The following is a 24,095-nucleotide window of genomic DNA, read 5'->3' as shown; positions in this document are numbered from 1 at the left end:
TTTTTAAGGAGAAAGCATGGATCGTCAATCTACCATTGAAGGAGCCGAGTTCTACTTTGACTCAGGCTGTTATTTTTCGGAATTAACCAAACGGGTTGGTGTTCACAGTGAGAGCCAGAATCACGACGCGTTCGATCAGCTGCATGCCTATTTGCAAGATATCATGGTGCCGGAATTAACATCGTTAGGCTTTCAAACACGAATCGTAGCGAACCCTGTAACTGACGCTGATCAACCGGGATCATGGCCGTTTTTGATTGCGCAAAGAATTGAAGATCCATCACAGCTGACACTACTGACTTATGGTCATGGTGATGTGGTTAATGGCTATGACGATCAATGGAAAACAGGTTTGTCTCCTTGGAAGCTGGTGGTGGATGGTGATCGTTGGTATGGCCGTGGGACGGCCGATAATAAAGGTCAGCACACCATTAATTTTGCGGCATTAAAACAAGTGATAGAGGCCAAAAACGGCAAGCTTGGGTTTAATGTAAAAGTGATTTTAGAAATGGGGGAGGAAGCAGGTTCCCCTGGTCTGGCGGCGCTATGTGAGCTTCACAAAGAGGAGCTGGCCGCCGATTTATTTGTGGCTTCCGATGGACCTCGTTTAAGTGCTGAACACCCCACTATTTTTCTTGGTTCCCGTGGTGCTTTTAATTTCGACCTGAAGGTGCGTTTACGAGACGGTGCGCATCACTCTGGCAACTGGGGCGGATTGTTAAGTAACGCTGGTACGCGTTTAGCCCATGCTTGGGCATCGATGGTGGATGCAAAAGGCAAAATTCTGGTGAAAGGTTTGTTGCCCGCGCGCTTGCCTGAATTGGTTCGCACCGCTTTAAAAGATATACCCGTTGGTGAAGGGGATAACGCTCCAGTCATTGATGTGAATTGGGGGGAGCCTGAGCTTACGCCAACAGAGCGTGTATTCGCGTGGAATACTCTGGAAATGTTGGCTTGTAAAACGGGCAACCCTGATAGGCCTGTTAATGCTATTCCTGGGTATGCGAGTGCTCACTGCCAGCTGCGTTTTGTCGTCGAAAGTGACAGTGAACATTTTTTAAAACATATTCGTGAGCATTTAGATGAACTAGGCTTTACTGATGTTGAGGTGACTGAAACGGGTCATACCATGGAAGCGACACGTCTTGATCCAGAGGACCCTTGGGTTGATTGGGCGTTAGGGTCATTGCAAAAAACAACAGGGAAAAAGCCGGTGCTATTACCGAATTTAGGTGGTTCGCTGCCCAACGATGTGTTCGCCAATATTCTGAATCTACCCACCGTTTGGGTGCCTCATTCTTATCCAGCTTGCAGTCAACATGCGCCAAATGAGCATGTTTTAGCGCCCGTATGCCGAGAGGCGTTGCAAATTATGACAGGACTTTTTTGGGATTTATCCGAACAAGGTTCATTCATACAGGCTAAACGTTAAGGAGAACAAAATGACATTAGCTGTCGCTAAAAAGGAGAGTACTGAAGGGCTAGCCGCATACGCTGAATTGCTTTGTGATTGGCTTGCAACCAAAGAAGACGAGATGATTCAGTGCCTACAGGAATTAGTCGATACAGACTCTAATAGTTACGACAAAGAAGGCGTGGATGCCGCAGGAAAGCTGATTGCTTCTTGGTTGGAGGCGGATGGTATCGAGTGTCGTTGGCATAAATCGGTTAGTTCAGGTGATGTGTTAGAAGCGCGTATTGGTGAAGCGTTAGATAACCAAGATCCGCAGCCTGCCATTTTTTTGATGGGACACAGGGACACGGTTTTTCCCAAAGGCACGGTGGCCACTCGAGGTTTCACGCGTGATGGTATGACGGCTTTTGGTCCTGGTGTAGCCGATATGAAGTCTGGCTTGGTGCTGAATTGCTTTGTGTTAAGAGGCTTACAGTACTTGTTGAATAACGCCGATATCGATGAGTTACCTCACCCTGTTATTGGCTTGTTTACTGGTGATGAAGAGATTGGTTCACCTGAAGGGCGTCATGTCATTCAGCAAATAGTGAAGGGGGCAAAAGCCGTTTTCAATGCAGAACCAGGTCGAATCAGTGGCAATGTGGTATCGGCTCGAAAAGGCGGAGCAAGTTTTGAAATCTCCGTTAAAGGAAAAGCGGCGCATTCAGGGGTAAACCATGCGGATGGCGCCAGTGCCATTGGTGGTTTGGCTTCGATAATCACCGAGTTGCATGAGCTGACCAATTACGAAACGGGTGTCACCACCAATGTCGGCTTAATCAGTGGTGGAATCTCTTCTAATACTGTCGCGGCTGAAGCGAATGCGCGTTTGGACCTACGCTACATTACGAAAGAGCAAATGGTGGAGGTGATGGATGCCATTCAGGACATCATTGATAGGCCAAGATTACATGGTGTGACGGCCACAGTGAAGTTGCTCTCAGCGTTTCATCCATTTGAATCTAGTATGAGCGAAACATTGCTCAGCCATTATCAAACTCAAGCGGAGTCGCTCGGTTTTTCTGTCGAAGGGGAGTTTACCGGAGGCTGCTCAGACGCGGGTTTTACTTCTTCAATGGGCGTGCCGACTTTGTGTGGCACTGGGCCTGTGGGAGCCAAAATGCACACAGATGGTGAGCTTTGTTTGCTTAATACCTTTGTACCTCGTACTCAAGCGGTTGCTAAGAGTGTGTTGCTTTTGCCGTAAAGGTGAATCTTTTTGAAGGAAAGAAATTATGCTTCATTCAATTGAAACCAAGTTAGCACCATCCGAAGCCGATGTTTGTTCACAAGCAATAAAGTCAGGGAACTGGACATTTATATCAGGGCAAATTCCTCTCGTTACTGAATCTAATACCTTGTTACAAGGCTCGATTACTGAGCAAACAGCTCAAGTTTTTGAAAATTTGCGTGCGGTTGCAATGGCATCTGGTGGTTCATTGGAATATGTGGTGAAACTGACTATTTATCTTAAAGATATGGCGAACTTAGCGGAATTTAATCAGGAAATGATTAAACATTTTTCATCACCACTTCCAGCTAGGGCGGTTGTCTCGGTAAGCGGTCTGCCAATGGATGCCGAGATGCAAGTGGAAGCTATTATGATGATTTCAGACCCTGTATGGGCGCTTGCTGTTACCTAATCTTTTACATTATTGGTTACCGCCCTTAAAACCGTTTTTAAATTCTTTTATGGATTTTAAAAGCGGTTTTTTTTGTCGCAATTCTCTTTAATTTATTACGCTATTACTTTGTGGGAAGGTTTCTTTTATTTGGTGCAAATAATGTTATTTGTGCGGTGAAATAATATTTCGATATGGTGATTTTTGTAAGTAAATTTATGTCATATTTTATTTTTTATTTGCTTATTTTTATAAAAATTAATCGATATTAGAGAGCACCTTTCATTATTATTTCGCTAGTCTGGTGGTAGTTAAAACGATACATTTTCACTGATAAGGAACGACCACTATGAACTTGAAAAAATTTGAACGTTACCCACTTACCTTTGGACCAACACCTATTGAAAAACTACAACGCTTGTCCGATCACTTAGGTAATGGTGTTGAAATTTACGCAAAGCGTGAAGACTGTAATTCTGGTTTGGCCTTAGGTGGAAATAAGCTTCGTAAGTTGGAATACATTGTGCCTGATGCCATTGCCTCTGGTGCAGATACGTTAGTGAGTATTGGTGGCGTGCAATCTAACCACACACGTTTGGTGACAGCGACAGCAGCCAAAATCGGTATGAAATGTCGTTTGGTGCAGGAAAGCTGGGTGCCCTTTGAAGATGCGGTTTATGACCGAGTGGGTAACATCTTGATGAGCCGAGTGATGGGGGCGGATATTGATATTGTCGATGATGGTTTCGATATTGGCATTCGCGAAAGCTGGAAAAACGCCATTGAAGACGTAAAAGCCAAAGGCGGTAAACCTTACCCCATTCCAGCCGGTGCTTCTGTGCATAAATATGGTGGTTTGGGTTATGTAGGCTTCGCAGAAGAAGTGCGTGAGCAAGAGAAAGAGCTGGGCTTTAAGTTCGATTATATTGTGGTTTGTACGGTAACTGGTTCGACTCATGCCGGTATGGCGGTTGGTTTCGCGGCGGATGGACGTTCAAAAAATGTTATCGGCATTGATGCGTCAGGCACCATTGAGCAAACCCATGCACAAGTGCTTTCCATTGCACAAAATACAGCGGAATTGGTTGAACTTGGTCGTGAAATAACGGCTGAGGATATCGTTATCAAAGACGGTTACGCATATCCTGCCTATGGTGTGCCATCTGAGGAAACAAACGAAGCGATTCGATTGGTTGCACGTTTAGAAGGGATGATGACTGACCCTGTGTACGAAGGTAAATCTATGCAAGGTCTAATTGACCTAGTGAAGAAAGGCTTTTTCCCAGAAGGTTCGAAAGTGCTTTATGCGCACCTTGGTGGTGTGCCAGCCATTAACGGTTACAGCTATATTTATCGTAATGGCTAATATTGGCTAAATGTCTTGTATCCATCAGCAAAAAGGCTTCCTTCGGGAAGCCTTTTTACTGCGTACTAAGTTAGTACGTTATTAAAACGCTAGTGGTGCATTGTCTTTGACTTCTTTCATGACAAAAAAAGTGCGCAGTTGGCGTACGCTTGGCAAAGCCAGTAACTGATCACTATGCAGTTTATTAAAGTCAGCCATATCTTTGACTCGTACCTTTAGAAAATAATCGAAGTCACCGGCAACCAAATGACAATCGAGTATGAAAGGTAACTTAGCGATCGCCTCTTCAAAAGTACTAAAGCTTTCTTGTGTTGATCGATCTAACACCACGCCAACAAGAACTAATGCGCTGCGTTCTACCTTGTCTGGGTTGATGATTGCACGTACTTCATTGATGTAACCCTCCTTAAAAAGCTGGTGAGTTCTACGGTGACAAGTCGCTGGGCTGACGTTAACTTGTTCAGCTAAATCCGCATTGGTTAAGCGGCCATCTTGTTGTAATAAGCGTAGGATTTTCTTATCAATCTTGTCCATGGAAATGGCCTTGTATTTTAAATTTTTAGAATAAATGAAAGAGTATTTTTGAAATTATCAAAAAAATGCAATAAGTAGACTTTTTTCTGTATTAAGTGTGAGGCTTGCTTATGCCGTATTTTTTGATTTTAGAGGAAAGCGTAGTGGGTTTTAATCCTAATAAATTTGCCGCCCCGTCTTCACCATAAATCTTGCCGTTACACTGCAGTAGTGCTTGTCGAATATTGTTTATTTCCATGTTCTGTTGCTCTAGTTTGGTGATAACCGCTGGTTGAGTGGGTTGAACTTGGTCGGTTTTCATAGCTGGCTGGTTGGCTTTTAGTTCGAAATTTAATTTTCCGCCTTTTGCTAAGATGACTTGCCTTTCTATTATGTTTTCTAATTCGCGGATATTTCCCGGCCAATCATAGGATTGCAAATGCTTAATTTGCTGCATCGAGATTGACGGTTTTGGTTGGTTAAATCGTTGGCATAACTTAGTGATTAGATGGCTTAATAATAGAGGAATGTCGTCTAAACGTTCGCGCAATGGTGGAGAGTGAATAGGGAAAACATTCAAGCGGAAATATAGGTCTTCACGGAATGTTTGTTCGGCAATTAATTGTGTTAAATTTCGGTTTGTTGCGGCAATGACTCTAACATCCACTTTACGTGTGACGGAATCTCCAACCCGCTCAAACTGTCGCTCTTGTAATACCCGCAATAGCTTTCCTTGTAAATGTAACGGCATTTCTCCGATTTCATCCAGAAACAAGGTGCCGCCATCCGCTAATTCAAAGCGACCAATTCGATCGGCTATGGCTCCGGAAAAAGCCCCTTTTACGTGGCCAAAGAATTCACTTTCAAACAATTCGGTAGGAATTGCTGCGCAGTTTACACGAATTAGTGGCCTTGATTTTCGGTCACTAACATCGTGGATAGCTCTGGCAATAAGCTCTTTGCCTGTTCCAGACTCTCCAATAATTAATACATTTGCATTGGTTGGGCCAACAAGCTCGATTTGGTTCACTAAGCGTTGTACGGCAGCACTTTGACCGATGATTTGGTGATGATTGAAGTCAGCACTGAGCTCTTCAAGTAAGTAGGCGTTTTCAACTTCCAATTTTTGTTTTAACGACGCGACTTCATCCAGCGCACTAAGCAGTTTTTCTTGGGTGCGTTTTCGTTCGGTAATGTCTCTAAAAATAACTACAGCACCAACAAGCATGCCCTCGTCTGTTATTGGTGTGCTGGTATATTCTACAGGGATCGGGCGTCCATCTTTAGACCAAAATACTTCGTTTTCTACGCTATGAATAATGCCATCATTGAAGGCTGCATAAATAGGGCACTGGTGGTCTGGATAGTAACTTCCATCGTCATGCTTATGATGGATGATTTCATGTATTTTAAGGCCCGCCAGTTCACTTTTTTGCCAGCCTAGAATGTGTTCTGCTGCTGAATTAAAAAAGGTGGTGCAACCATTAGTATCTACACCATAAATACCGTCACCAACAGCCGATAATAGTAATTGATTATGACGCTCCATTTCTTCAAAAACCGTTTCTTTGTCATTCCATTTTGAATAGCCCTCTTGGTAATGCAACTCAGCAGCCGATTTATGGCGTAGCGCAAAACCAACTTTGCTGTCTTCACAACTTAACAAAATATGGGGTTTTAAATAGCGAGCGTTTATTTCTAAGTGGATATTCTGTTGCCCAATTTGAATAAACAGTTCGCTGCACCACGCTTGACCACTTTCCATGACCTGCAAGGTAAAGTTGTGAAGTTTTTCGAGACAGCCAAGAAAAAATTGGCTCACGGTGTATTTGGCTAAGTTTGTTGAATCAAATTGAAACATCTGCGCAGCTAATTGATTTGATTGCAAAATTTTATTATCGATTGGATCGATTAATAACATTGCTGTTGGGGCATAAGTAAATAGATTTTGCTGCATTTCTGGCCGCCTTCATTTTCGTGTGTTTTGAATTTTCAGCTTTAGTAAAAAGATAAGCATCTTTTAGGCCAAACAACGAAATATCGTTACCAAAGCAACGAATTTTCGTTAATCACGAAATATCGTTGTTTTTTTATCGCAATAGAAAATAAAAAAATCATTTAAAATCAATGATTTGTTTTTTTTCTGCCTGTTGGCATGCTTATCGCTATAGGTACTACACGCAGTCGATTTTTAAAAATCAGTAGTATCAAGTGACGAGGTAAGCAAATGAAAAAGATTGATGTGACGGAAGCCATTTTCGCGATAAAGAAAGAGAAAAATTTAACCTGGGAAGCGATTGCTGACGCGGTAGGTATGACAGATGTGTGGATCACATCCGCTTGTTTAGGAATGAACAGCTGTACAGAAGAAGTGGCTGAAAAGTTGGTGGCGTTTTTGGGGTTACCTGCAGAAGCAAAATCCGTCTTGATGGAATATCCAACCAAAACATGGGATGAAGCCATTCCACAAGATCCACTCATTTATCGTTTGTATGAAGTGGTTGGAGTTTACGGTCCGACATTGAAAGAAGTAATTCAAGAGAAATTTGGTGACGGCATTATGAGCGCCATTGATTTCTCCATGACGGTAGATAAGGAAGAAAACTCCAAAGGAGATCGTGTGATTTTGACACTGAACGGGAAGTTTTTGCCATATAAATCTTGGTAATTGTTTCTTTTAAAAAGTGAATCTTAGGTAATTTTAAAGATAAGAGGGCGTAAAAATGGCTTATATAGAACCAAGTGAGTTTGTCACTAAAATGGTCGATGCAGGTGAACAAAAAGCCTATATGTCGACAAAAGACACTATCATTCGAGCTTTTATGGCGGGAGCGATTTTAGGGTTAGCTGCAATCTTTGCTATTACAGTAGCGACTAAAACGGGTAGCCCATTAATAGGAGCCATCCTATTTCCTGTTGGCTTTATTATGCTGTATTTAATGAAGTTTGACCTATTAACGGGAGTGTTTACTTTAGTGCCTCTGGCTTTATTTGATAAGCGTCCGGGCGTGACACCAGCGCAAGTGCTGCGTAATTGGGGCTTGGTGTTTATCGGCAATTTTGGTGGCGCATTAACTACGGCATTTTTCATGTCATTTATTCTGACTTATGGCTATTCAACGGATGGTGGGGCGTTGGCCGCTAAGGTAAGTTCCATTGGTGAAGCGCGTACTCTGGGTTATCAATCTCATGGTGCGGGTGGTTGGTTTACCATCTTCATTCGTGGCATGTTGTGTAACTGGATGGTGTCTATGGGGGTTGTTGGTGCGATGATCTCCACCTCGGCGGGCGCCAAAATGGCGGCAATGTGGATGCCTGTTATGCTGTTCTTCTTCATGGGATTTGAACATTCCATTGTGAACATGTTCTTATTCCCATTCTCCATGATCATGGGTGGTGATTTTACTTTCATGGATTATTTGATTTGGAACGAAATTCCAACTGTTTTGGGTAATCTAGCGGGTGGCTTGTTATTGGTCGGTTTACCCCTTTACCTGACTCATGTGAAAACATCGGCATCACGTAAGCTCGCATAGCCTGTGCTGTGTTGAACACGACTCTTAACTCTGCAAGCATTTGTGTTTGCAGAGTTTTTTGTTTTATGAAGAGAGTAAAATGAAGACGTTAAGCATTCGGGTTGGTAGTTCAAGCCATAGAGGCAGAAAAGATGTTAATCAAGACTTTTTAGGTTGCCAGATCCCATCAGGACCTTTGTTAAATACAAGAGGAGCGGCTTTTGCTATGGCTGATGGCATCAGTTCGAGCCAAGTGAGTCAGGTCGCCAGTGAATTTGCCATTACGCGATTTTTAGAGGATTTTTATCATACCTCAGAGGCTTGGTCGGTGAAGGCATCAGGCGAGAAGGTCATCAAATCCATTAATGCGTCCCTTTATTCTCAAACACAAAATGGCCCCAGCCGGTTTAATAAAGACAAAGGCTACGTCTGCACCTTTGCTGCCATGGTATTTTGTATAAATACGGTTCATCTTTTTCATGTCGGTGATAGCCGAATTTATCGTTTGGTGGATGGCCAACTCGAACAACTTACAAAAGACCATCGCCGTGTCGTGTCTACTCATGAAAGTTATTTGACGCGTGCTTTGGGCATAGAGCCGATTGTAGAGCTGGATTATCAAGCCCTTCCGATAAGCAAAGGCGATGTCTTTGTCATGGCAACCGACGGTGTGTATGAATTCCTTGCTGGTGAGCCAATAGCCACTTGCCTAGCTGAGTCAGAAAGTTTGGAGCAGGCCGCCGAACAAATGGTTATGCAGGCATTGGAAAATGGCAGTGATGATAACCTCAGTATTCAAGTGGCCCGAGTTGAGGAGGTACCAATTTATCAGTTGGAGGATGTTCAGCCGAGTGTCGGTTCACTCCCTTTACCTCCATCGCTAAGAGAACGCATGTTATTTGATGGTTATGAGATACTTCGTTCCATTTATGTGAGCAGTCGCAGCCATGTGTTTTTAGCCCGTGATATGGACAGCGATAAACGGGTGGTAATTAAAACACCATCGGCAGAGTTGAGCGATGATGCTGCTTACCTAGAACGTTTTATGTTAGAAGACTGGATTGCAAGACGACTCAATAATCCTCATGTCGTTAATGTCATTGAATCACCAAGACAACGGCATTTTCTCTATCTGGTGACGGAATACATCGAAGGTCAGTCTCTTGCCCAGTGGATGATAGACAATCCCAAACCCACCCTAGAGCAAACTCGTAATATTATTTCGCAAATTGCCAATGGCCTGCAGGCGTTCCATCGTAAGAGTATGATTCATCAAGATATTCGTCCGGCAAATATCATGATAGACAGCCACGGGACAGTGAAAATTATCGACTTTGGCTCGACTTATATTGCGGGGGTGAGCAACATTAAAGACGAAGAAGTGCTACGTGGCACCCTACGTTACTCTGCTCCAGAGTATTTTCTTGGACACACTGGTTCTGAACGCTCTGATATTTACGCACTGGCTGTTATTGCTTATCAGATGTTATCTGGCAATCAATTTCCTTATAGTTCAAAAATAGCGCAAGCCAGAAGTATTGCGGCCCAACGACGTTTAACCTACCGCAGTATTATTACAGAAGATTCTGAATTACCTGTTTGGATCGATGATGCATTGCGCAAGGCTTTAAACAGCAATCCACTGAAACGTTATGAAGAAGTTTCTGAATTTATCTACGACCTCCATCACCCGAACCAAACCTTCCTTGATCGTACTCAACCGCCACTAATACAACGCAATCCAGTGATGTTCTGGCAAGGCATGTCGCTTGTTTTATTTCTCGTGATCTTGTTCTTGCTAGTTAAGTGAGTGAGAGTTTATGCCATAATTTTTGCGATTAGCTCTGTTCACATTAGAGCGCCTATCTACATATGAAGAATACTCTATTAAACACTTAGTTGAGCTAAGTCGGTTATGAATAGATATGCATTTGTTAGTTTAAACATTGTAGGAAGAATTATGGATAATAATTTAAAGCTCTTAGCTTTAGGTGAGTTGTACTGTCAGGATGCAGAAATTAAGGATTTGATCGATGCAATTGATGCTCAAAACTTAGAAAAGCTAGTTTTCGAAGACAATGCCAAATACGATTGGTTCGATCGAATTGTCGAAGTTGAAGATCAGTTACTAGCGATTGAAATATCCGATCAGCAGTTCAAAAAAATTAATCTACTTTCTGGTGAATGTTGCCACACCTTTAGTCTTGTTATGCCAAACTGGGACGGTGAAGGTGATGAGTTTAATATTAAATCTTTTGCCGGTATTGAAAAGATGGTTAATTTAACGTGCATAGAGTTTCTTGATTTTAGTTCTTCTAATGATATTGAAAGACTATTAGACCTTAATCTCAAGGAAATAAATGAATTTAGTGGATTAAGCGATATACAGATATCAAGATTTTCAAATCAGGGGATAATGATGAGTTGAGTATTGCGTTAAAAATGTTGATGGCCTTTAAACGATATCGTTTAAAGGCAGCGTTATCGATAAGGATGATTAACGAAATACTCAGATATCAGAGAGACATTAAAGAAAACGGTTGAAGTTCACCAATATGACTTAAAAGGCGATTACTATCCTTATCTAACCCGTATGGAGTCTATGTCCACCTGAGTTGAATTTGAAGTGATGATGTATAGCGCTTTTGACAAAATAACAGGGATAAGTATTGAATCAAGTGATTATGTTTAAAGGTATCGTTATGGCGACTTGTCTTCTGGAATGATTTCGCCAGAGTCTTGGACAAATGACAAGATACCCTTGTTAAAAAAACTCTATATAAGAGTGTTTTTTAATTATTAAATTATGGTTAATAAATATATTTTTCTATAACTGGATAAATAGAAACGTATAAAGTGATTATAAAAGGATCTTTTTTGAGTAGTCAGTACAGCAGGATCTTTCGTCTTACGAAAGAGAATATTTCTGAGTGGACTCCAATCGGACGTCACAATAAGCGAGTGAAAAATCTCATTATATTTGGCGGATTTTCTGCCATTTTCTTCAGTGCGGCTTGGGGGCTCTATTATTTAAATAGAGGGGATTCTCCTCATTTTGCCATTAATCTGATTATCTTTCTTGTTGGAATCACAACATTAATATTAGCTTTTGGTAATTATTTGCGCTGTGCGGCCATTATTATGTGCCATGCTCTTTTGATTGCCGTGTTTTTCGCTTCTTTGGGGGATGTTCCTGTCGGTAATATTCCACGCTCTGTTCATATAAATTTTTTACCAGTTGCCGCGGCTACGTTTCTTATTTTCCATCGAGAAAGAGTCTATCTGCGTTTTATTTTACCTGCTATCGGCCTGATGCTATTTCTGGCCATTGCCTTGAATATAATGCCAATTCCCTCGCCTGATTTGGCTGCTCCGATTGAAGGTCGTATGGTTGGTGTATGGGTTAATTATTTTACCGGAATCGTAGGTGTTAGCATCGTAGTTGTAATGATGCAGGCAAATATGAATGCACGTAGTGTTTTGGAAAGCGACATGCGAAGAGCTATGGCTCGGGGGGAGTATCATTTTTACTATCAGCCTCAGGTCGATAGACATGGCCATATATTTGGAGTAGAAGCGCTTCTTCGTTGGCATCACCCTACACGGGGAATGGTTTCTCCTTTAGAGTTTATTGAGCTGGCCGAAGAAACCGGTCTTATTATCCCTATGGGGGAATGGGGATTGCGTACTGCTTGTGCTCAGTTAGCTGAATGGGCAAAATCACCTCAGACTCATCATTTGACTATTGCGGTTAATGTGAGTGCTACGCAATTTCGTCAACCAAGCTTTGTTCAAGAAGTTAAGAGTATTCTGTCTTTGAGTGGTGCGGAGCCATCTAAACTAAAGTTAGAGCTAACTGAAACGGCTTTGGCTGATGACATTGATGTGGTTATTCAAAAGATGAATGACCTGAAAGAGGTTGGAGTGACATGGTCATTAGATGACTTTGGAACGGGTTTTTCCTCGTTGAATTTACTTAAGCGCTTACCATTAGATCAATTGAAAATAGATAAATCCTTTATCAGTGATTTGCTAACGGATAAGCGAAGTTTTTCAATCGTCAATACGGTTATACATCTTAGCCAAGATTTGAATTTGGTGGTGATTGCAGAAGGCGTTGAAAATGAGAAACAGCTGATGGCACTCAATTCTATCGGTTGCTCACTTTATCAGGGCTATTTATTCAGTTATCCATTACCAATATCTGAGCTTAGTGACGTGATTGAAAGTGGAAAAACGTCGTGGGTAAGCCGCAATATGCCTTTAATTAGCCATGATTGAACTTAAATCCACTAAAGACCTAGCCCGTCTGCGTCGTCTTGCTTTGGCCTCCCAAGGTTTGTTACAGGTCAGTCCGTTTGGCTCTGGGTTGGCTGGGGCGCGAAGGGCCTTGGCGCATTTAGGTTACGTGCAGATCGATACCATTTCTGTAGTGGAGCGAGCACATCACCATGTGCTGCATTCAAGAGTGCCTAAGTTCGAGCCTTCGATGATCAATAAACTGTTGCTGAATGGCGATGTGTTTGAGTATTGGTCACACGCGGCGGCGTTTTTGCCTATGGAGGATTTTCGTTTTTCCTTACCTTACAAGCAGGCTCTAAAAAGCGGTCAAACCCATTGGTACAAAGATCCAGATAAAAAATTGATGGCAGAGCTGTTGGCTCGTGTTGCTTCTGATGGACCGTTACGTTCTCGAGATATCGAAGCCAAATCCAGCAATAATGCGGCTGGCTGGTGGGATTGGAAGCCAGCGAAGAAAGCCCTTGAGCAACTTTATATGCAAGGGGATCTGATGGTTTGTGATCGCGAGGGCTTTCAGAAAGTCTATGATTTAACCGAGCGAGTTTTACCCTCCCATGTGGATACAACACTCCCTAATTTGGAAGAGTTTGGCAATCATTTAATCGAACAGCAGTTGCGTTGTCATGGGCTTGCTTCTTTAAAGGGATTGACCTATCTACGCCGTAATACAGGGCTACGCAAGGTGGTAAAAAATTTAGTAGACGAGCGCTTCGCGCAAGGATTGTTGGAGCAGATAAAGATTCCTAGTGGCGAAGTGTTTGTCATCGAGCCAGATGCGCTAGAGCGTCGCTTGCCTCGTTTGAATAATCGACTGCTAATTTTGTCACCCTTTGATAACAGCGTGATTCAGAGAGACCGCCTTAAAAGTCTGTTTCAATATGATTATCAGATCGAATGCTATGTCCCAGAACCGAAACGCCAATATGGTTACTTTTGTCTGCCTCTATTGTATCGAGGAGAGTTCATCGGTCGTATGGATTGCAAAGCCCATCGTAAAGAACGCCGTCTAGAAATCAAATCTCTATATTTGGGGCCGTATAGCTTTGATGATGAGGTGGTAATGGATGCTTTTGTTGAAGCTGTCAAAGCATTCAGCGAATTTCAACAATGCGACTCGGTGGCGTTAACATCTGTTGAACCTCAGGCTCTCATGCAGCCTTTACGAGACGCGTTAGCGCTACAGGTGTAAAGGTTTGTCCCAGTGTCCGGTAATCGTGATCATGGCAAGCATTTTTAGGGTGTTGCCAAAGTAGTCTTCATTTTCGACCGGCTTGTTTTTGATGTTTTCCCATAGGGCGTTTAGCCACGCTTGGTTAGATGGATCTATGGTAGCTGACACAGCAAACATGGAGACAAATGCCATGGAGTTAAAACCACTGTCTTTTGAATAGGTTCCATCAAGAGCATAGGTATCGGCGATTCTTTTAGGATCGCCATGGGTGATGTTGATGATCCATTGATTGATTGGTGCTAAAGCAGATCGCGCTCTTTTATCACCATATAGTCGATAGTCCAGAGCAACACGCCAAGGATAACGCGCTGCATTCCAAGAGTAGGCGCCATCGTCTCCGCCTTCCAAAAACATGGCCTTGGCAGGTTGCGGATGATGGGGGAGACCGACGATAAAGTCTGGCATGAGTGCGGTTTTGGGACTGTCCGTTTGACGAATGCTTGCCATGATGGCGTAAGTGGTATCCCTTACTTTGTTCCAACTTTTATCGCCCGTTGCATCTGCGTAGGCTTTTAGATGAGAGACCATAAAATCAGAGGATCGAGTCGTATTGGCGTACTGGCCATCATCGATGTCATCGACCCAATCACCTAGGCGAATAAAATGGTTTTCAGGGTCAACCTCATGTTGCCTAATGGCTGTGATGACATTTATGGCTTCGTGCTTATAGTTTATTTTTCCAGAACTGCCCCATTTTTTGTCAGCGAGTAAAAAGGCATAGGCAATATCCATGTCGCCGTCGCTGGCGCTATGACGACCACCGACATTCTCGCCCGCCTCTTTACAGTTTCTTAATTGGTTCCAAGCCATCAACCCACGGGCTGATTGGGCGGGATGATCATGAAAAAAATCTACCATGCCATCAAAAATGCGTTTTGCCTGTGGGTCAAAGTCGGCCATCATCACCATAATTAACATACCATAGCCATGGGCTTCTGATGTCGTTAACGTAGACGCCGCTGTGCCTCCTTCCACTGTATTTCCATCTGCTGCCATATCCACCAAATAGCGACCTTCACCACATTGTTGAACTAGGTAAGTTGCCTTCCAATCTTGGTAGAAGTTAAGTAAAGCGGTATCAAGCTCGGATTGGCTGTATCCAGATGGTTTTATCACGGATGCTGGTGGGTTTGCTTGAATAGAGGTTGTGCCAAAAATCCACAATGAATAAGCCAATAACTTGATTAAAGCTTTTTGAAAGTGATTCATAATGGATGAGCCATATGTGGTAAGGAGTGAGTAGTGTATTGAATTATAGGCCAGCTAAAAAGCGTTACTTAGGGAAAGTGCGAATAAGTCTACTAAGCCTCAGTCTTTCAGAGAAATCGTCAAATAAGGCGCGACTCTGAAGGAATGTAGGTACCTTTTAAAGAGTCGCAACGACATGTGGCGTTTTCTCTGAAAGACCCGCAGGGCATGGCCTAAAAGCCTGTATTCTTTGTTGAGCACCTCGAAAATAGAACCACTATTCACATTCGCTACTCGCCTCGAATAACAGGCTTTTATCCACATGCTGAGACAAGAGGACTTGTTCGCACCTTCCTTAGTTTTAGCTGAATTCTATGTTTGTTTTAATGGAATTGTTTGTGCTGTTTGGGCTACTCATGCTCCTTGACGGTTTGTTTAAATATGATGCAATTTGCGACGATAGATAAGGCCAAAGACGACTAAGATGCCCATCAAACACACTTCGGCGCATAAGGTGGTGGATATGGCGATTTTGTGACTTTGGGTGATATCAAAGGTTTGATAGGCGATGGAGCCGAGGAGAGCGGACCCTAGACCAAAGGCGGCTTGTTGTATGGTCGTCAGCATGGCACTGCCTGCTCCAGCATCTTTCGAAGCCACTTCGGATAAGCCAATGCGAAAAAAGCTGCCGACGATAAAAGACTGTCCTAACCCGATAAATAAGGTAGTTGGTAGTAAGGTCGTAATGCCTATATTTGGCCAAAAATGATAGAAAGTCCATGCCAAGCCAAGTAGCCCAGGTATTTGTAATGCACAACCTAAAAACAGCGTATTGAGCTTGCCAATGCGGTTGGATATTTTTGCCGTGAGAAGAGATCCCACAAAATACGACATCCCCAGCATGATAAACGCATTACCGGATTCTAGCGGAGATTTGCCTAAACCAGATTGAAAAGTTAGGGCGACGGAGAACATAAAACCGCTCCAGCTGGCGAACATAAAGATTGCCAGAATAAAGCCAAATTGAATGGAATGAAGACGTAATAGTCTTGGCGGCATTAACGGGAAGCGCTGACGATTTTCTTGATGCTTTTCAATGTTCCAGAATGCATACAAAAGAGGCATAACACCTAAGAGCATAATGATAAATGGCCATGACCAATGATATTCCGGTCCAAGCGAGACAGGAATCAGTAGGCAAAGCAGTGCTGCCGCAAGAACAAAGGTGCCAGGCCAGTCCACATTGGCAGGGTGTTCTGAACGACTTTCAGGCAACCAAATACGAGCAAAAATAAGAATGCCGAGACAAACGGGAATATTGATCAAAAAGACACTGCGCCAGCCCAATCCTGCCACATCGCCAGAGACTAAAAAGCCACCGAGAACCTGCCCTAGGACAAAGGCTAGACCACCAATAGCGCCATAGAGGCCAATTGCAAAAGAGTGACGTTTGCCTGTTAGGGTGACATGCAAGGTGGCGAGAATTTGCGGCACAATCATGGCGGCGCCGACACCTTGAAGGGCACGAGCGAACAAGAGTCCATGGATGGAAGAGGCGACCCCACAAGCGAGAGAGGCAATACCAAAGACCCAGACGCCGAGAATGAACAAACGACGGCGGCCAAAGTTATCGCCTAGTCGTCCGCACATTGCTAAGCACACCGCGAAACTCACACCATAGGCGGCCACCATTAACTCGAGTTGAATATGGCTGGCATGGAGGGACTCCGCAATGGAAGCGAGCGCTACGTTGACGATGGAAAAATCAATTAATGGCAGTAGCTGACCAGCCATCAGGATGATCAAACCAGCTCGGCTAAGTGTCTTTGCTGTTGTCGTCATTTGCTCAGTTTCTCTTGATTTATCATTGAATGGTCGACAGTATGTGAAAACCGTTAAACAGGTACCAGTGTTTAGTTATCCTAGTATTAAAACTACCTGTTTGGCTTTTTATTCAGTAGATCTATGTTATGGAAAAGAGAGTATGACAACCGCCTTGCTTGATTCCCATCAACAACACGGTACAAAAACCGTTGGCTTTATTGCTCAAGATAATCGCAAAGAGCTTGGGTTGTATTTGCGTCGGCGCCGGGAAAGTTTAGACCCTTCGCGCTTGGGTATTTTACACAGTGGCCGGCGACGCACGCCTGGCTTACGACGTGAAGAAGTGGCTATGCTGGCGGACGTAAGTACTACTTGGTATACCTGGTTAGAGCAAGGTCGGGAAGTGAATGCTTCTGTTGCCACCTTAAGTGCGATAGCCAAAGCATTACAATGTAGTGAGGTAGAAACTGCCCATGTGTTTACCTTGTCAGGATTGTCCCGACCAGCTGAGTACCAGCGACAATGTCAGAAGCTATCATCAGTGAATCAAATGATTCTAGACCAACTGAATCCCATGCCAGCGATAGTGCAAAATGCGCGTTTTGATATTTTGGGCTTTAATCATGCTTATCGAGTGTTAATGGGGGTGGATTTAGCGTCGTTACCAGATGAACACCGTAACTGCATGTATTTAGCCTTTACTAACCATGAATGGCAGGTACGGATGGACGATAAGGAGGGGATTTTATCGCGTATTGCGGGGAGCTTCCGGGCCGCAATGGCAAAGCATATGGATGATCCTCGCTGGCAAGCGAGATTGAGCATGATGCAAGCCGCTTCGATGGAGTTCAACCGTTACTGGGAACAATATGAAATCCTTGATGTTGAAAATCATACGAAGAAGTTTCTTATTCCAGACCTTGGTAAGATGGCTTTTCATCAGGTTAACTGGTGGTCTGCTCCGCAAAATGGTGAGCGTCTCATGGTGTATGTACCGGATGATGAGGATACCAAAGACAAGCTAGATCGGTTGGTGATTGGCTAAAGGTATTCTATTAACTGATACTCTATTGATACTGGAAAGTTTCGGTATTCATGCATAATGACTCTAACAATATGTAATGTAAGGAAGAAGGTATGGATTACACAGTGACATTACAGGCCGATAAAAGAATGCTTTTAGGTGTTGAAAGAAAGCCTATTTATCAGCAAGACAGTGTTGGTATAACGGTCTGTCAGTTTGGTGAAGAACCCGCACCTGAAGGTTCTTATAAGTTGTATACCAGTCACGTGTCAGCGAATAATGAAGATACAGATGTGTTTGCTTTCGATATGCCTCAATCGATATCAGAAGGTGCACATGTTCGTTTTAATCTAGCCATACAAATAGATATCAATAATGCTGTGAACGTCCAAATTCGAATCAATCCGGATAAAACAATCGAGTGGCGATGGTTAGCCTATATAGGAGAGTCTTCAGATTGGAGCGAAAAAAATACTGACGCAAGTTGGCAAGATAATGGGCATGAATATCTAATCTATATGGTTAACCAGCAACACGAGAAAAATTTTTGGATCTACGTAGGACGCGTTCCCATGGTAGACAATTTGCCACCAGCTTTTTTCCCTCCTGGTTCGCCCATCCCTAAACCGTTACAGCCGATGATAAAAATTGGCGGACGCAAATTCAAATTGCCAAGAACGCTCTTTGATAATTAGGTAAAATAGCCTTTCAAATGACGGTGAGACAGCATGATGAATGCGATTGTGCTGTTTCTCCTCACCTTTTTTCTCTTCGTTAATAAGACAACTGACACCAAACTGATACTGCTAAAAATTATTCTGCCTGTTTTACTGAAATGGTAATGGAAACATTCACAAGTTTTGACTTGAGTATAAAGGAGCAGGATATGACACTTTCAATTCACCCTTGCGTTGGTGTGGCTCGATTGGGCAATGCAGAAGGCAATAACTTTGTTTTAAACCCCACGAAGATTGGCGGTTTGCCCCATGAACATGATGAGAACATGCAACCAACGACGGAAGTTATCAACTTTAAAGATGAAGCGGGCCGTATTCGTCGCCAAGGACAGGTATTTAAAGTCTTTGATGAGTCTGGTGAAGAGTTAACACTGCAATCGCCTAATGTTGAGCGCATTGAGTGGACGGTTCATTTAGCCAATAAAAAAGCTGCGTGGTACAACTTTAGTGAACTTAATGGCAATCTACTCTATGGCGAGAAAAACAGTTATACAAGCAGAAAAACGCAGCTACGCAACCCATCGGTTGGCTGTGACAAAGATGATGCAAAAAGACAGGAACTGATTATTGATCTTGGACCGCGCACCGTTGCTGGTGGTTTAGCGGAGGTCGAAGTGAGTATTCACAATATTCCTAGTGATTATACCCATTCATCCTACCCTGAAGGAGAAATGAGCCAAGGCTCACCAAGGTTTGAAAGCTTAGGAACACTACGTACGGATAATCAAGGCCGCCTGATTGTGTTGGGTGGCTATGGCTTTGCTGGTGGCAATACTGAGTTAGAAGGCTATGGTGGAGGTAATGACTGGTATGATGATATATCAGATGGCTCAGTGACGTGTGTAGTGACCTATAAAGACGCTTCTCAGAAGACAACGAATGCTTGGGTTGTGGTTGGCTCACCTGATTTTGCCCCTGAAATTGTCAATATTTCTACCTTAAACGATACCTTTTTTGATGTTGGTGTACGGCATTTTAACTTAGCTCCAGATATCTATGACATGGATAAATATGGGGGCTTTAATAAAGAATATGAAGCCAATTTTGAGCGAGATATTCTTCCTATAATTCAGCGAATTAGCCAATATCAGTGGGTGGCAAATGTGCAATCCATGAGTGGTTTCTTTTCTTATCACTTTGACTATCGCGACAGCTCAACGGCAAATAAGCCTAATCGTGAAAAATATTATAATTATTTCCGCAAATTAGATAACAAGATCATTGGAGACTATGATCAGCCTCAGCAACAACTCATGAGTGACCATGAAGAAGGCAATATATTACCTTTGATGCCGATGAATTCAGGTAGCAACTCGGTAAAAAGTGCTAATGCCTATGATCTCACTGACAATGTAGTGGAAAAGTTTCTCGCTTTAGATGCCACACAAATGTTTTTGTTGAAGCAGTGGGCTGAAGGGAAATTCACTGTCGGAGACGGCCAAGCTTTCCCTGTTGACCCTATGGATGCTGCCAGTATTGGTAATTGTGTGGGCTTGCCTATGTGTCCTGGCATTGAGGTGACATGGAGCCTACAAAATCCGGCTTTGTATGAAAACGCATATAAAATTAAGCATTATAAGAATGAAGCTTATTATGCTGAAAATGGCTTATCTCCGGGTCGAGACGAATGTGAAGGTGGTGGTTGCGAGCCAGGTGATTTAACCAAACGCATGGCATGCCCTTGGCAGGCGGATTTCTTTAATTGTACGGTTCAGGTAGTGAATTTTAGTGAACCTAAAGTAAATAAAGCCACTCAAACAGAAAAAACGGTGACAAAAACGACCTATTCATGGAGCGATTTGCCTGAAGGTGTTGGGCCACTTCCTGATCAATCTTATACTTCCGCAACGAAAGATGCTGAACCTGAAACGCCACTACCACCTGCGTATTATAGCTATTGGTGGCCGCCACAAAGCCCTTGGGATGTATTAACGGGTGAGTTGGATGTTGATGGACAGCTTCAGAGTCACCTTCCCGCCGGACAACAAATCAATTATGCCCGTGGCATTAATAGCTATGGACAGATGGTGGAACACTGGTCGGCCTTGGCTTTTATTCGGGATCGGAACTCAAAAAATGAAGGTTTTCCTTATTTCACTGAGTCAGAAAGAAACAATGAGCTGTTTGATTTTAGCGCGATTGGTGTAGGACAAATTAGTGGTAATGCGGAGGATAACGATACCACATTGCCTGTATTCTTTATTAATGCCCATAAAGACTCTCTGTTAGAAAAAGGTACGAAGAAAGGCCGACTTATGGCCGATTATTTCGAAAAACGTGCCTTTAAACCCGTCCGTACTAAAAATGTTCTCCATCGTTCAGGTACTAGGATGAGGGGGTAGAGATGGAAACGTATGATGCCATCATCATAGGAGGCGGCCCCGCTGGGGCCGCTTGTGCACTCTCCTTGATGTTATTCCACGATAAAAAAGTGTTGTTGCTTGAGCGTGGCGATTTTACCCAACAGCGTATTGGTGAGCAGGTTTCTCACAGTATCTTTGATTTTTTGGAGTATCTCGATATACCACAAGAGGCGTTTGGCGAAGGGTGTTTTACACCAAATTATGGCAAAGAGAGCTATTGGGGTAGTGATGTGGAGACTCACCATTTCAGCTTGTTCACGGCTCAAGGAAAAACCTATCAACTGGATCGTGCATGTTTTGATGAGACCTTGTTGATGACAATATCAGAACGAGGAGGCACGATTATTCCTCGCTGTAAACAAATTAGCATTGTGCAACAAGAAGGCCATTGGCAAGTTCAGTGTGTTCACCCTGAACAGGGTAAGCTGCACTACCAAAGTGAATATTTGATTGATGCGTCTGGTCGACAGACAAAAATAGGTCAATCGCTAGGAATTGAACGTGTCGTGACCGATCAGCTTGTGGGTATTGGTTCCTTTGTCGAGCATTCTGGACGAATCTTCGAGCAGCAACAAAAAATTGAGAGTTGCGAATATGGCTGGTGGTATATGGCTGGCTTGTCGAAAGACCTTGCTGTGGTAACCTGCTTTACTGATATAGATATCATGAAAGAGAAGCAGCTTAACCGTCAGGAAGTTTGGAATCAATGTCTCGCTAAGACAACGGCTATTGGTCGTTCATTGCAAGGGGGTGTCTCAACGCAACCAAAGCTTTGGGTCAAACAAGCCAACAGTCAGTATTATGCTTCAGACTTTCCTGAAAGGTTTGTTGCCGTTGGTGATGCAGTCGCTTCTTTTGACCCTATTTCGTCTATGGGAATAGGATTTGCGATGCTCAGTGGTTGTCATGGTGCCTATGCGCTAATGCATAAACAAGAAACAGCCGTTCAGAGTTATCTACAAGACGCCATGCTGACTTTTAATGAGTACTGCGAAACAAAATGGAACTTTTATAAAAAAGAACAACGGTGGACTAATCATCCTTTTTGGCGGCGTCGTTTGGTTAAACCTAATCAGAAAAGAAAAGCGGTTAATGCATGATGTATTGTTGATGAAGAGAAGCCGCTTCTGCGGCTTCTAGTTTTAACTAAATGATTGTTTTACGTGTACGAAGGTGATTAAACTGATCTTTCACATAAGTTTTTTTGACCTGAACTAGTCGCTGATAACTTTTACCAAAATAGATTTCAGTTGGAATAGCTGGGTCTTTAAAACTGATAAAGGCTCCATGAGTGCCTTCAATATTTGCCTCACGACTAGCATCAATCCAGTCCATTGCTCGGTTCACGTCTACATAAACTAAGTTATTTTGCTGCTCTATTTTTCTTTGGAAGTCTTCATTCCACCAAGTTTGATATTGGATAGTGTATTGGCAGTCACGATATGGAAAAGCAATATCTGGTAGATGATCATGGGATTGATAAAACTCCCCTTGTATTGCTCCTAATGTAACGTAACTGAAGAGTCCTTGTTGCTCGTTATCTAGGCTCAAGAAAGGCGAGGTGAGTGATTGTAGAAGCTGAGCATAACCTTCATCTGTTAGGCCTGTTTTATTAACAAAACGAGAGGTGATTTTATGAGGCGCTGGAGCATCATAATCCGGTGTAAAGGCTGTTCCACCGAGAGCCAATGTGCCCATTTCATTGAGTCGACGACTGATGTCATATAAAGAGTTTCTTGCCCAGTTCCCCATTAGTTGATGATCGTATTTATTATTGTATTTCGCACCACTTGCTTCACCAATAGTGACTTGATTCAAGGACACATTGCTAAACTGATCATGGATAAATGTTTTTAGGTCTGCTTCGTTACCTTCCCAATAGCCATACATTATGCAGTGATGATGAAGCGTCAAAATATCCTTATCCTGATTTTTTTTGTTCAGAGGGATAGCATTAATTTTAAGATTAGTGCCAAGTAGATTTGGTGTACTATCTGATGAGATAGACTTTTCCCATTGTTTTAGTATTGTAAATGTCGATTCGTCTTCTTGCGGAACGCAATAACTTTTATCCGCTTTTTTTTGTTTGGGCTTATTCCATTCAATTTGAAAACGATGGATTTCTTGTGGGAGTGTAAAAGTTTGTAGTTTTAATTGAGTGACTATGCCATAGCTCATACCGCCACCACCGCGTAACGCCCAAAGTAGTTCTTTTTTATTTTCATCGGTGTCTTTATCACTTAATTCTATACGCTTGCCATTTCCTAAAATAACGGTAGCTCCTACTAGTGATTCACAGCACATTCCATGTTTTCTGGTCCACGGCCCCCAGCCGCCGCCTTGGGTGAAACCTGCTAGGCCTACGGTAGCGCAGGTACCATGAGCAATCATGCGATTTTTTTCTGCTAGTTTTGGCGTTAATTGATAAAACCGATAACCCGCCCCTATTGTCGCTACACCATTATCAGCTAAGTCGAAGTTTTTGATACCAGTTACATCAATTAGCACCACATTGTCACCACTAGACTCTCCTGCGTGATCATGGCCACCGGCACGTATGCGAACGGGAAGGTTGTATTTAATCGCCGTCTTATAAGCAAGTTGTACGTCTTCTGTGGACTCACACATAACGATAATAAAAGGGTGGTATTGATAGCGAGTGTTAAATATTAAACTCTCTGTTTGGTATTTATTCAGCCCAGGTACGGGGGATAATGAATGATATTGAGCTGTGAGTAATCGTTCTGAAGAAAATTCTTTTTTAATCATATCTTGTCGAAATAACTCGACGTTATTGGCCGCTATAGCGTGAATGGAAAGGACAGCGTAACGTTGGTTTTCTGGGTTTGGTTGTTTTTCTTCGTTTATATCGCTCATTAGTATCTTCCTTTTCTTTGAGTTGGAAAATATAAAATAAACGATATGATGTTTTTATCAGTATCACTTTAGTATCAGTG

The 24,095-nt window shown here is 42.9% G+C and carries 19 protein-coding genes; 14 read left to right on the top strand and 5 right to left on the bottom strand.

Annotated elements, in window-relative coordinates:
• Positions 1–16: 16 nt before the first annotated feature.
• The 4 genes from C0J08_RS18610 (at position 17) to C0J08_RS18595 (ending at position 4,441) form a co-directional block, all read left to right on the top strand.
• Positions 17–1,432 carry a M20 family metallopeptidase gene (locus C0J08_RS18610; RefSeq protein WP_212653388.1) on the top strand — a complete coding sequence of 472 codons (1,416 nt, stop codon included), beginning with the start codon at positions 17–19 and terminating at the stop codon, positions 1,430–1,432.
• 10 nt (positions 1,433–1,442) lie between these two features.
• Complete coding sequence (locus C0J08_RS18605; protein WP_212653387.1) at positions 1,443–2,660, top strand: M20 family metallopeptidase; 1,218 nt, start codon at positions 1,443–1,445, stop codon at positions 2,658–2,660.
• Positions 2,661–2,688: 28 nt separating this feature from the next.
• Positions 2,689–3,096 (top strand): Rid family detoxifying hydrolase, encoded by a 408-nt coding sequence (locus tag C0J08_RS18600; protein WP_212653386.1) that lies wholly within the window; start codon positions 2,689–2,691, stop codon positions 3,094–3,096.
• A 328-nt stretch (positions 3,097–3,424) separates the two neighbouring features.
• Entirely contained in the window at positions 3,425–4,441 is a 1,017-nt protein-coding gene (locus C0J08_RS18595; protein ID WP_212653385.1) for a 1-aminocyclopropane-1-carboxylate deaminase, read from the top strand.
• Positions 4,442–4,522: 81 nt separating this feature from the next.
• Here the strand turns inward: C0J08_RS18595 and C0J08_RS18590 are convergent, their stop codons facing one another.
• Positions 4,523–4,975, bottom strand: a complete 453-nt coding sequence (locus tag C0J08_RS18590) for an Lrp/AsnC family transcriptional regulator (protein WP_212653384.1) — start codon at positions 4,973–4,975, stop codon at positions 4,523–4,525.
• A gap of 91 nt (positions 4,976–5,066) precedes the next feature.
• Complete coding sequence (locus tag C0J08_RS18585) at positions 5,067–6,911, bottom strand: sigma-54 interaction domain-containing protein (protein WP_212653383.1); 1,845 nt, start codon at positions 6,909–6,911, stop codon at positions 5,067–5,069.
• A 270-nt stretch (positions 6,912–7,181) separates the two neighbouring features.
• Here C0J08_RS18585 and cynS point away from each other — a divergent pair, with 270 nt between their 5' ends.
• The 6 genes from cynS (at position 7,182) to C0J08_RS18555 (ending at position 13,960) form a co-directional block, all read left to right on the top strand.
• Positions 7,182–7,622 carry a cyanase gene (cynS, locus tag C0J08_RS18580; protein ID WP_212653382.1) on the top strand — a complete coding sequence of 147 codons (441 nt, stop codon included), beginning with the start codon at positions 7,182–7,184 and terminating at the stop codon, positions 7,620–7,622.
• Positions 7,623–7,677: 55 nt separating this feature from the next.
• Positions 7,678–8,490 (top strand): formate/nitrite transporter family protein, encoded by an 813-nt coding sequence (locus tag C0J08_RS18575; protein ID WP_212653381.1) that lies wholly within the window; start codon positions 7,678–7,680, stop codon positions 8,488–8,490.
• Positions 8,491–8,569: 79 nt separating this feature from the next.
• Positions 8,570–10,279: a bifunctional protein-serine/threonine kinase/phosphatase gene (locus tag C0J08_RS18570; protein WP_212653380.1), complete on the top strand. Its 1,710-nt coding sequence runs from the start codon at positions 8,570–8,572 to the stop codon at positions 10,277–10,279.
• Positions 10,280–10,429: 150 nt separating this feature from the next.
• Positions 10,430–10,897 carry a DUF6892 domain-containing protein gene (locus C0J08_RS18565; RefSeq protein ID WP_212653379.1) on the top strand — a complete coding sequence of 156 codons (468 nt, stop codon included), beginning with the start codon at positions 10,430–10,432 and terminating at the stop codon, positions 10,895–10,897.
• A 449-nt stretch (positions 10,898–11,346) separates the two neighbouring features.
• The gene (locus tag C0J08_RS18560; protein ID WP_212653378.1) at positions 11,347–12,750 is read left to right on the top strand and encodes a putative bifunctional diguanylate cyclase/phosphodiesterase; all 1,404 of its coding nucleotides are present in this window, start codon (positions 11,347–11,349) and stop codon (positions 12,748–12,750) included.
• Positions 12,743–13,960: a winged helix-turn-helix domain-containing protein gene (locus C0J08_RS18555; RefSeq protein ID WP_212653377.1), complete on the top strand. Its 1,218-nt coding sequence runs from the start codon at positions 12,743–12,745 to the stop codon at positions 13,958–13,960. Before C0J08_RS18560 ends, C0J08_RS18555 begins: the two co-directional genes overlap by 8 nt.
• Here the strand turns inward: C0J08_RS18555 and C0J08_RS18550 are convergent.
• Together C0J08_RS18550 and C0J08_RS18545 are read right to left on the bottom strand one after the other, a co-directional pair.
• Positions 13,949–15,211, bottom strand: a complete 1,263-nt coding sequence (locus C0J08_RS18550; RefSeq protein ID WP_212653376.1) for a family 8 glycosyl hydrolase — start codon at positions 15,209–15,211, stop codon at positions 13,949–13,951. The genes C0J08_RS18555 and C0J08_RS18550 overlap by 12 nt on opposite strands.
• A 414-nt stretch (positions 15,212–15,625) precedes the next feature.
• Entirely contained in the window at positions 15,626–17,032 is a 1,407-nt protein-coding gene (locus C0J08_RS18545; RefSeq protein WP_212653375.1) for an MFS transporter, read from the bottom strand.
• 142 nt (positions 17,033–17,174) lie between these two features.
• Between C0J08_RS18545 and C0J08_RS18540 the strand changes: the two genes are divergently transcribed.
• From C0J08_RS18540 to lodB, 4 genes are all read left to right on the top strand, one after another.
• On the top strand, positions 17,175–18,059 hold the full coding sequence (locus C0J08_RS18540; RefSeq protein ID WP_212653374.1) for a helix-turn-helix transcriptional regulator: 885 nt from the start codon (positions 17,175–17,177) through the stop codon (positions 18,057–18,059).
• 92 nt (positions 18,060–18,151) lie between these two features.
• Positions 18,152–18,733, top strand: a complete 582-nt coding sequence (locus tag C0J08_RS18535) for a hypothetical protein (RefSeq protein WP_212653373.1) — start codon at positions 18,152–18,154, stop codon at positions 18,731–18,733.
• Positions 18,734–18,924: 191 nt separating this feature from the next.
• Positions 18,925–21,117: a CTQ-dependent lysine 6-oxidase LodA gene (gene lodA / locus C0J08_RS18530; protein WP_212653372.1), complete on the top strand. Its 2,193-nt coding sequence runs from the start codon at positions 18,925–18,927 to the stop codon at positions 21,115–21,117.
• A 2-nt stretch (positions 21,118–21,119) separates the two neighbouring features.
• Complete coding sequence (gene lodB / locus C0J08_RS18525; protein ID WP_212653371.1) at positions 21,120–22,238, top strand: lysine-epsilon-oxidase maturase LodB; 1,119 nt, start codon at positions 21,120–21,122, stop codon at positions 22,236–22,238.
• 46 nt (positions 22,239–22,284) lie between these two features.
• Here the strand turns inward: lodB and C0J08_RS18520 are convergent, their stop codons facing one another.
• On the bottom strand, positions 22,285–24,015 hold the full coding sequence (locus C0J08_RS18520; RefSeq protein WP_212653370.1) for an FAD-dependent oxidoreductase: 1,731 nt from the start codon (positions 24,013–24,015) through the stop codon (positions 22,285–22,287).
• Between the last annotated feature and the right edge of the window lie 80 nt (positions 24,016–24,095).

The sequence above is a fragment of the Marinomonas sp. CT5 genome, from assembly GCF_018336975.1.
Classification (GTDB): Bacteria; Pseudomonadota; Gammaproteobacteria; order Pseudomonadales; family Marinomonadaceae; genus Marinomonas.
Note: the sequence above shows the minus strand (reverse complement) of the source record. Positions and strands in the feature narration are given on the sequence as shown.

What these genes read in the sequence shown, in the direction of transcription:
- C0J08_RS18610 (WP_212653388.1), top strand. Translation starts at nt 17, where the DNA reads ATGGATCGTCAATCTACCATTGAAGGAGCCGAGTTCTACTTTGACTCA.
- C0J08_RS18605 (WP_212653387.1), top strand. Translation starts at nt 1,443, where the DNA reads ATGACATTAGCTGTCGCTAAAAAGGAGAGTACTGAAGGGCTAGCCGCA.
- C0J08_RS18600 (WP_212653386.1), top strand. Translation starts at nt 2,689, where the DNA reads ATGCTTCATTCAATTGAAACCAAGTTAGCACCATCCGAAGCCGATGTT.
- C0J08_RS18595 (WP_212653385.1), top strand. Translation starts at nt 3,425, where the DNA reads ATGAACTTGAAAAAATTTGAACGTTACCCACTTACCTTTGGACCAACA.
- C0J08_RS18590 (WP_212653384.1), bottom strand. Translation starts at nt 4,975, where the DNA reads ATGGACAAGATTGATAAGAAAATCCTACGCTTATTACAACAAGATGGC.
- C0J08_RS18585 (WP_212653383.1), bottom strand. Translation starts at nt 6,911, where the DNA reads ATGCAGCAAAATCTATTTACTTATGCCCCAACAGCAATGTTATTAATC.
- cynS (WP_212653382.1), top strand. Translation starts at nt 7,182, where the DNA reads ATGAAAAAGATTGATGTGACGGAAGCCATTTTCGCGATAAAGAAAGAG.
- C0J08_RS18575 (WP_212653381.1), top strand. Translation starts at nt 7,678, where the DNA reads ATGGCTTATATAGAACCAAGTGAGTTTGTCACTAAAATGGTCGATGCA.
- C0J08_RS18570 (WP_212653380.1), top strand. Translation starts at nt 8,570, where the DNA reads ATGAAGACGTTAAGCATTCGGGTTGGTAGTTCAAGCCATAGAGGCAGA.
- C0J08_RS18565 (WP_212653379.1), top strand. Translation starts at nt 10,430, where the DNA reads ATGGATAATAATTTAAAGCTCTTAGCTTTAGGTGAGTTGTACTGTCAG.
- C0J08_RS18555 (WP_212653377.1), top strand. Translation starts at nt 12,743, where the DNA reads ATGATTGAACTTAAATCCACTAAAGACCTAGCCCGTCTGCGTCGTCTT.
- C0J08_RS18550 (WP_212653376.1), bottom strand. Translation starts at nt 15,211, where the DNA reads ATGAATCACTTTCAAAAAGCTTTAATCAAGTTATTGGCTTATTCATTG.
- C0J08_RS18545 (WP_212653375.1), bottom strand. Translation starts at nt 17,032, where the DNA reads ATGACGACAACAGCAAAGACACTTAGCCGAGCTGGTTTGATCATCCTG.
- C0J08_RS18540 (WP_212653374.1), top strand. Translation starts at nt 17,175, where the DNA reads ATGACAACCGCCTTGCTTGATTCCCATCAACAACACGGTACAAAAACC.
- C0J08_RS18535 (WP_212653373.1), top strand. Translation starts at nt 18,152, where the DNA reads ATGGATTACACAGTGACATTACAGGCCGATAAAAGAATGCTTTTAGGT.
- lodA (WP_212653372.1), top strand. Translation starts at nt 18,925, where the DNA reads ATGACACTTTCAATTCACCCTTGCGTTGGTGTGGCTCGATTGGGCAAT.
- lodB (WP_212653371.1), top strand. Translation starts at nt 21,120, where the DNA reads ATGGAAACGTATGATGCCATCATCATAGGAGGCGGCCCCGCTGGGGCC.
- C0J08_RS18520 (WP_212653370.1), bottom strand. Translation starts at nt 24,015, where the DNA reads ATGAGCGATATAAACGAAGAAAAACAACCAAACCCAGAAAACCAACGT.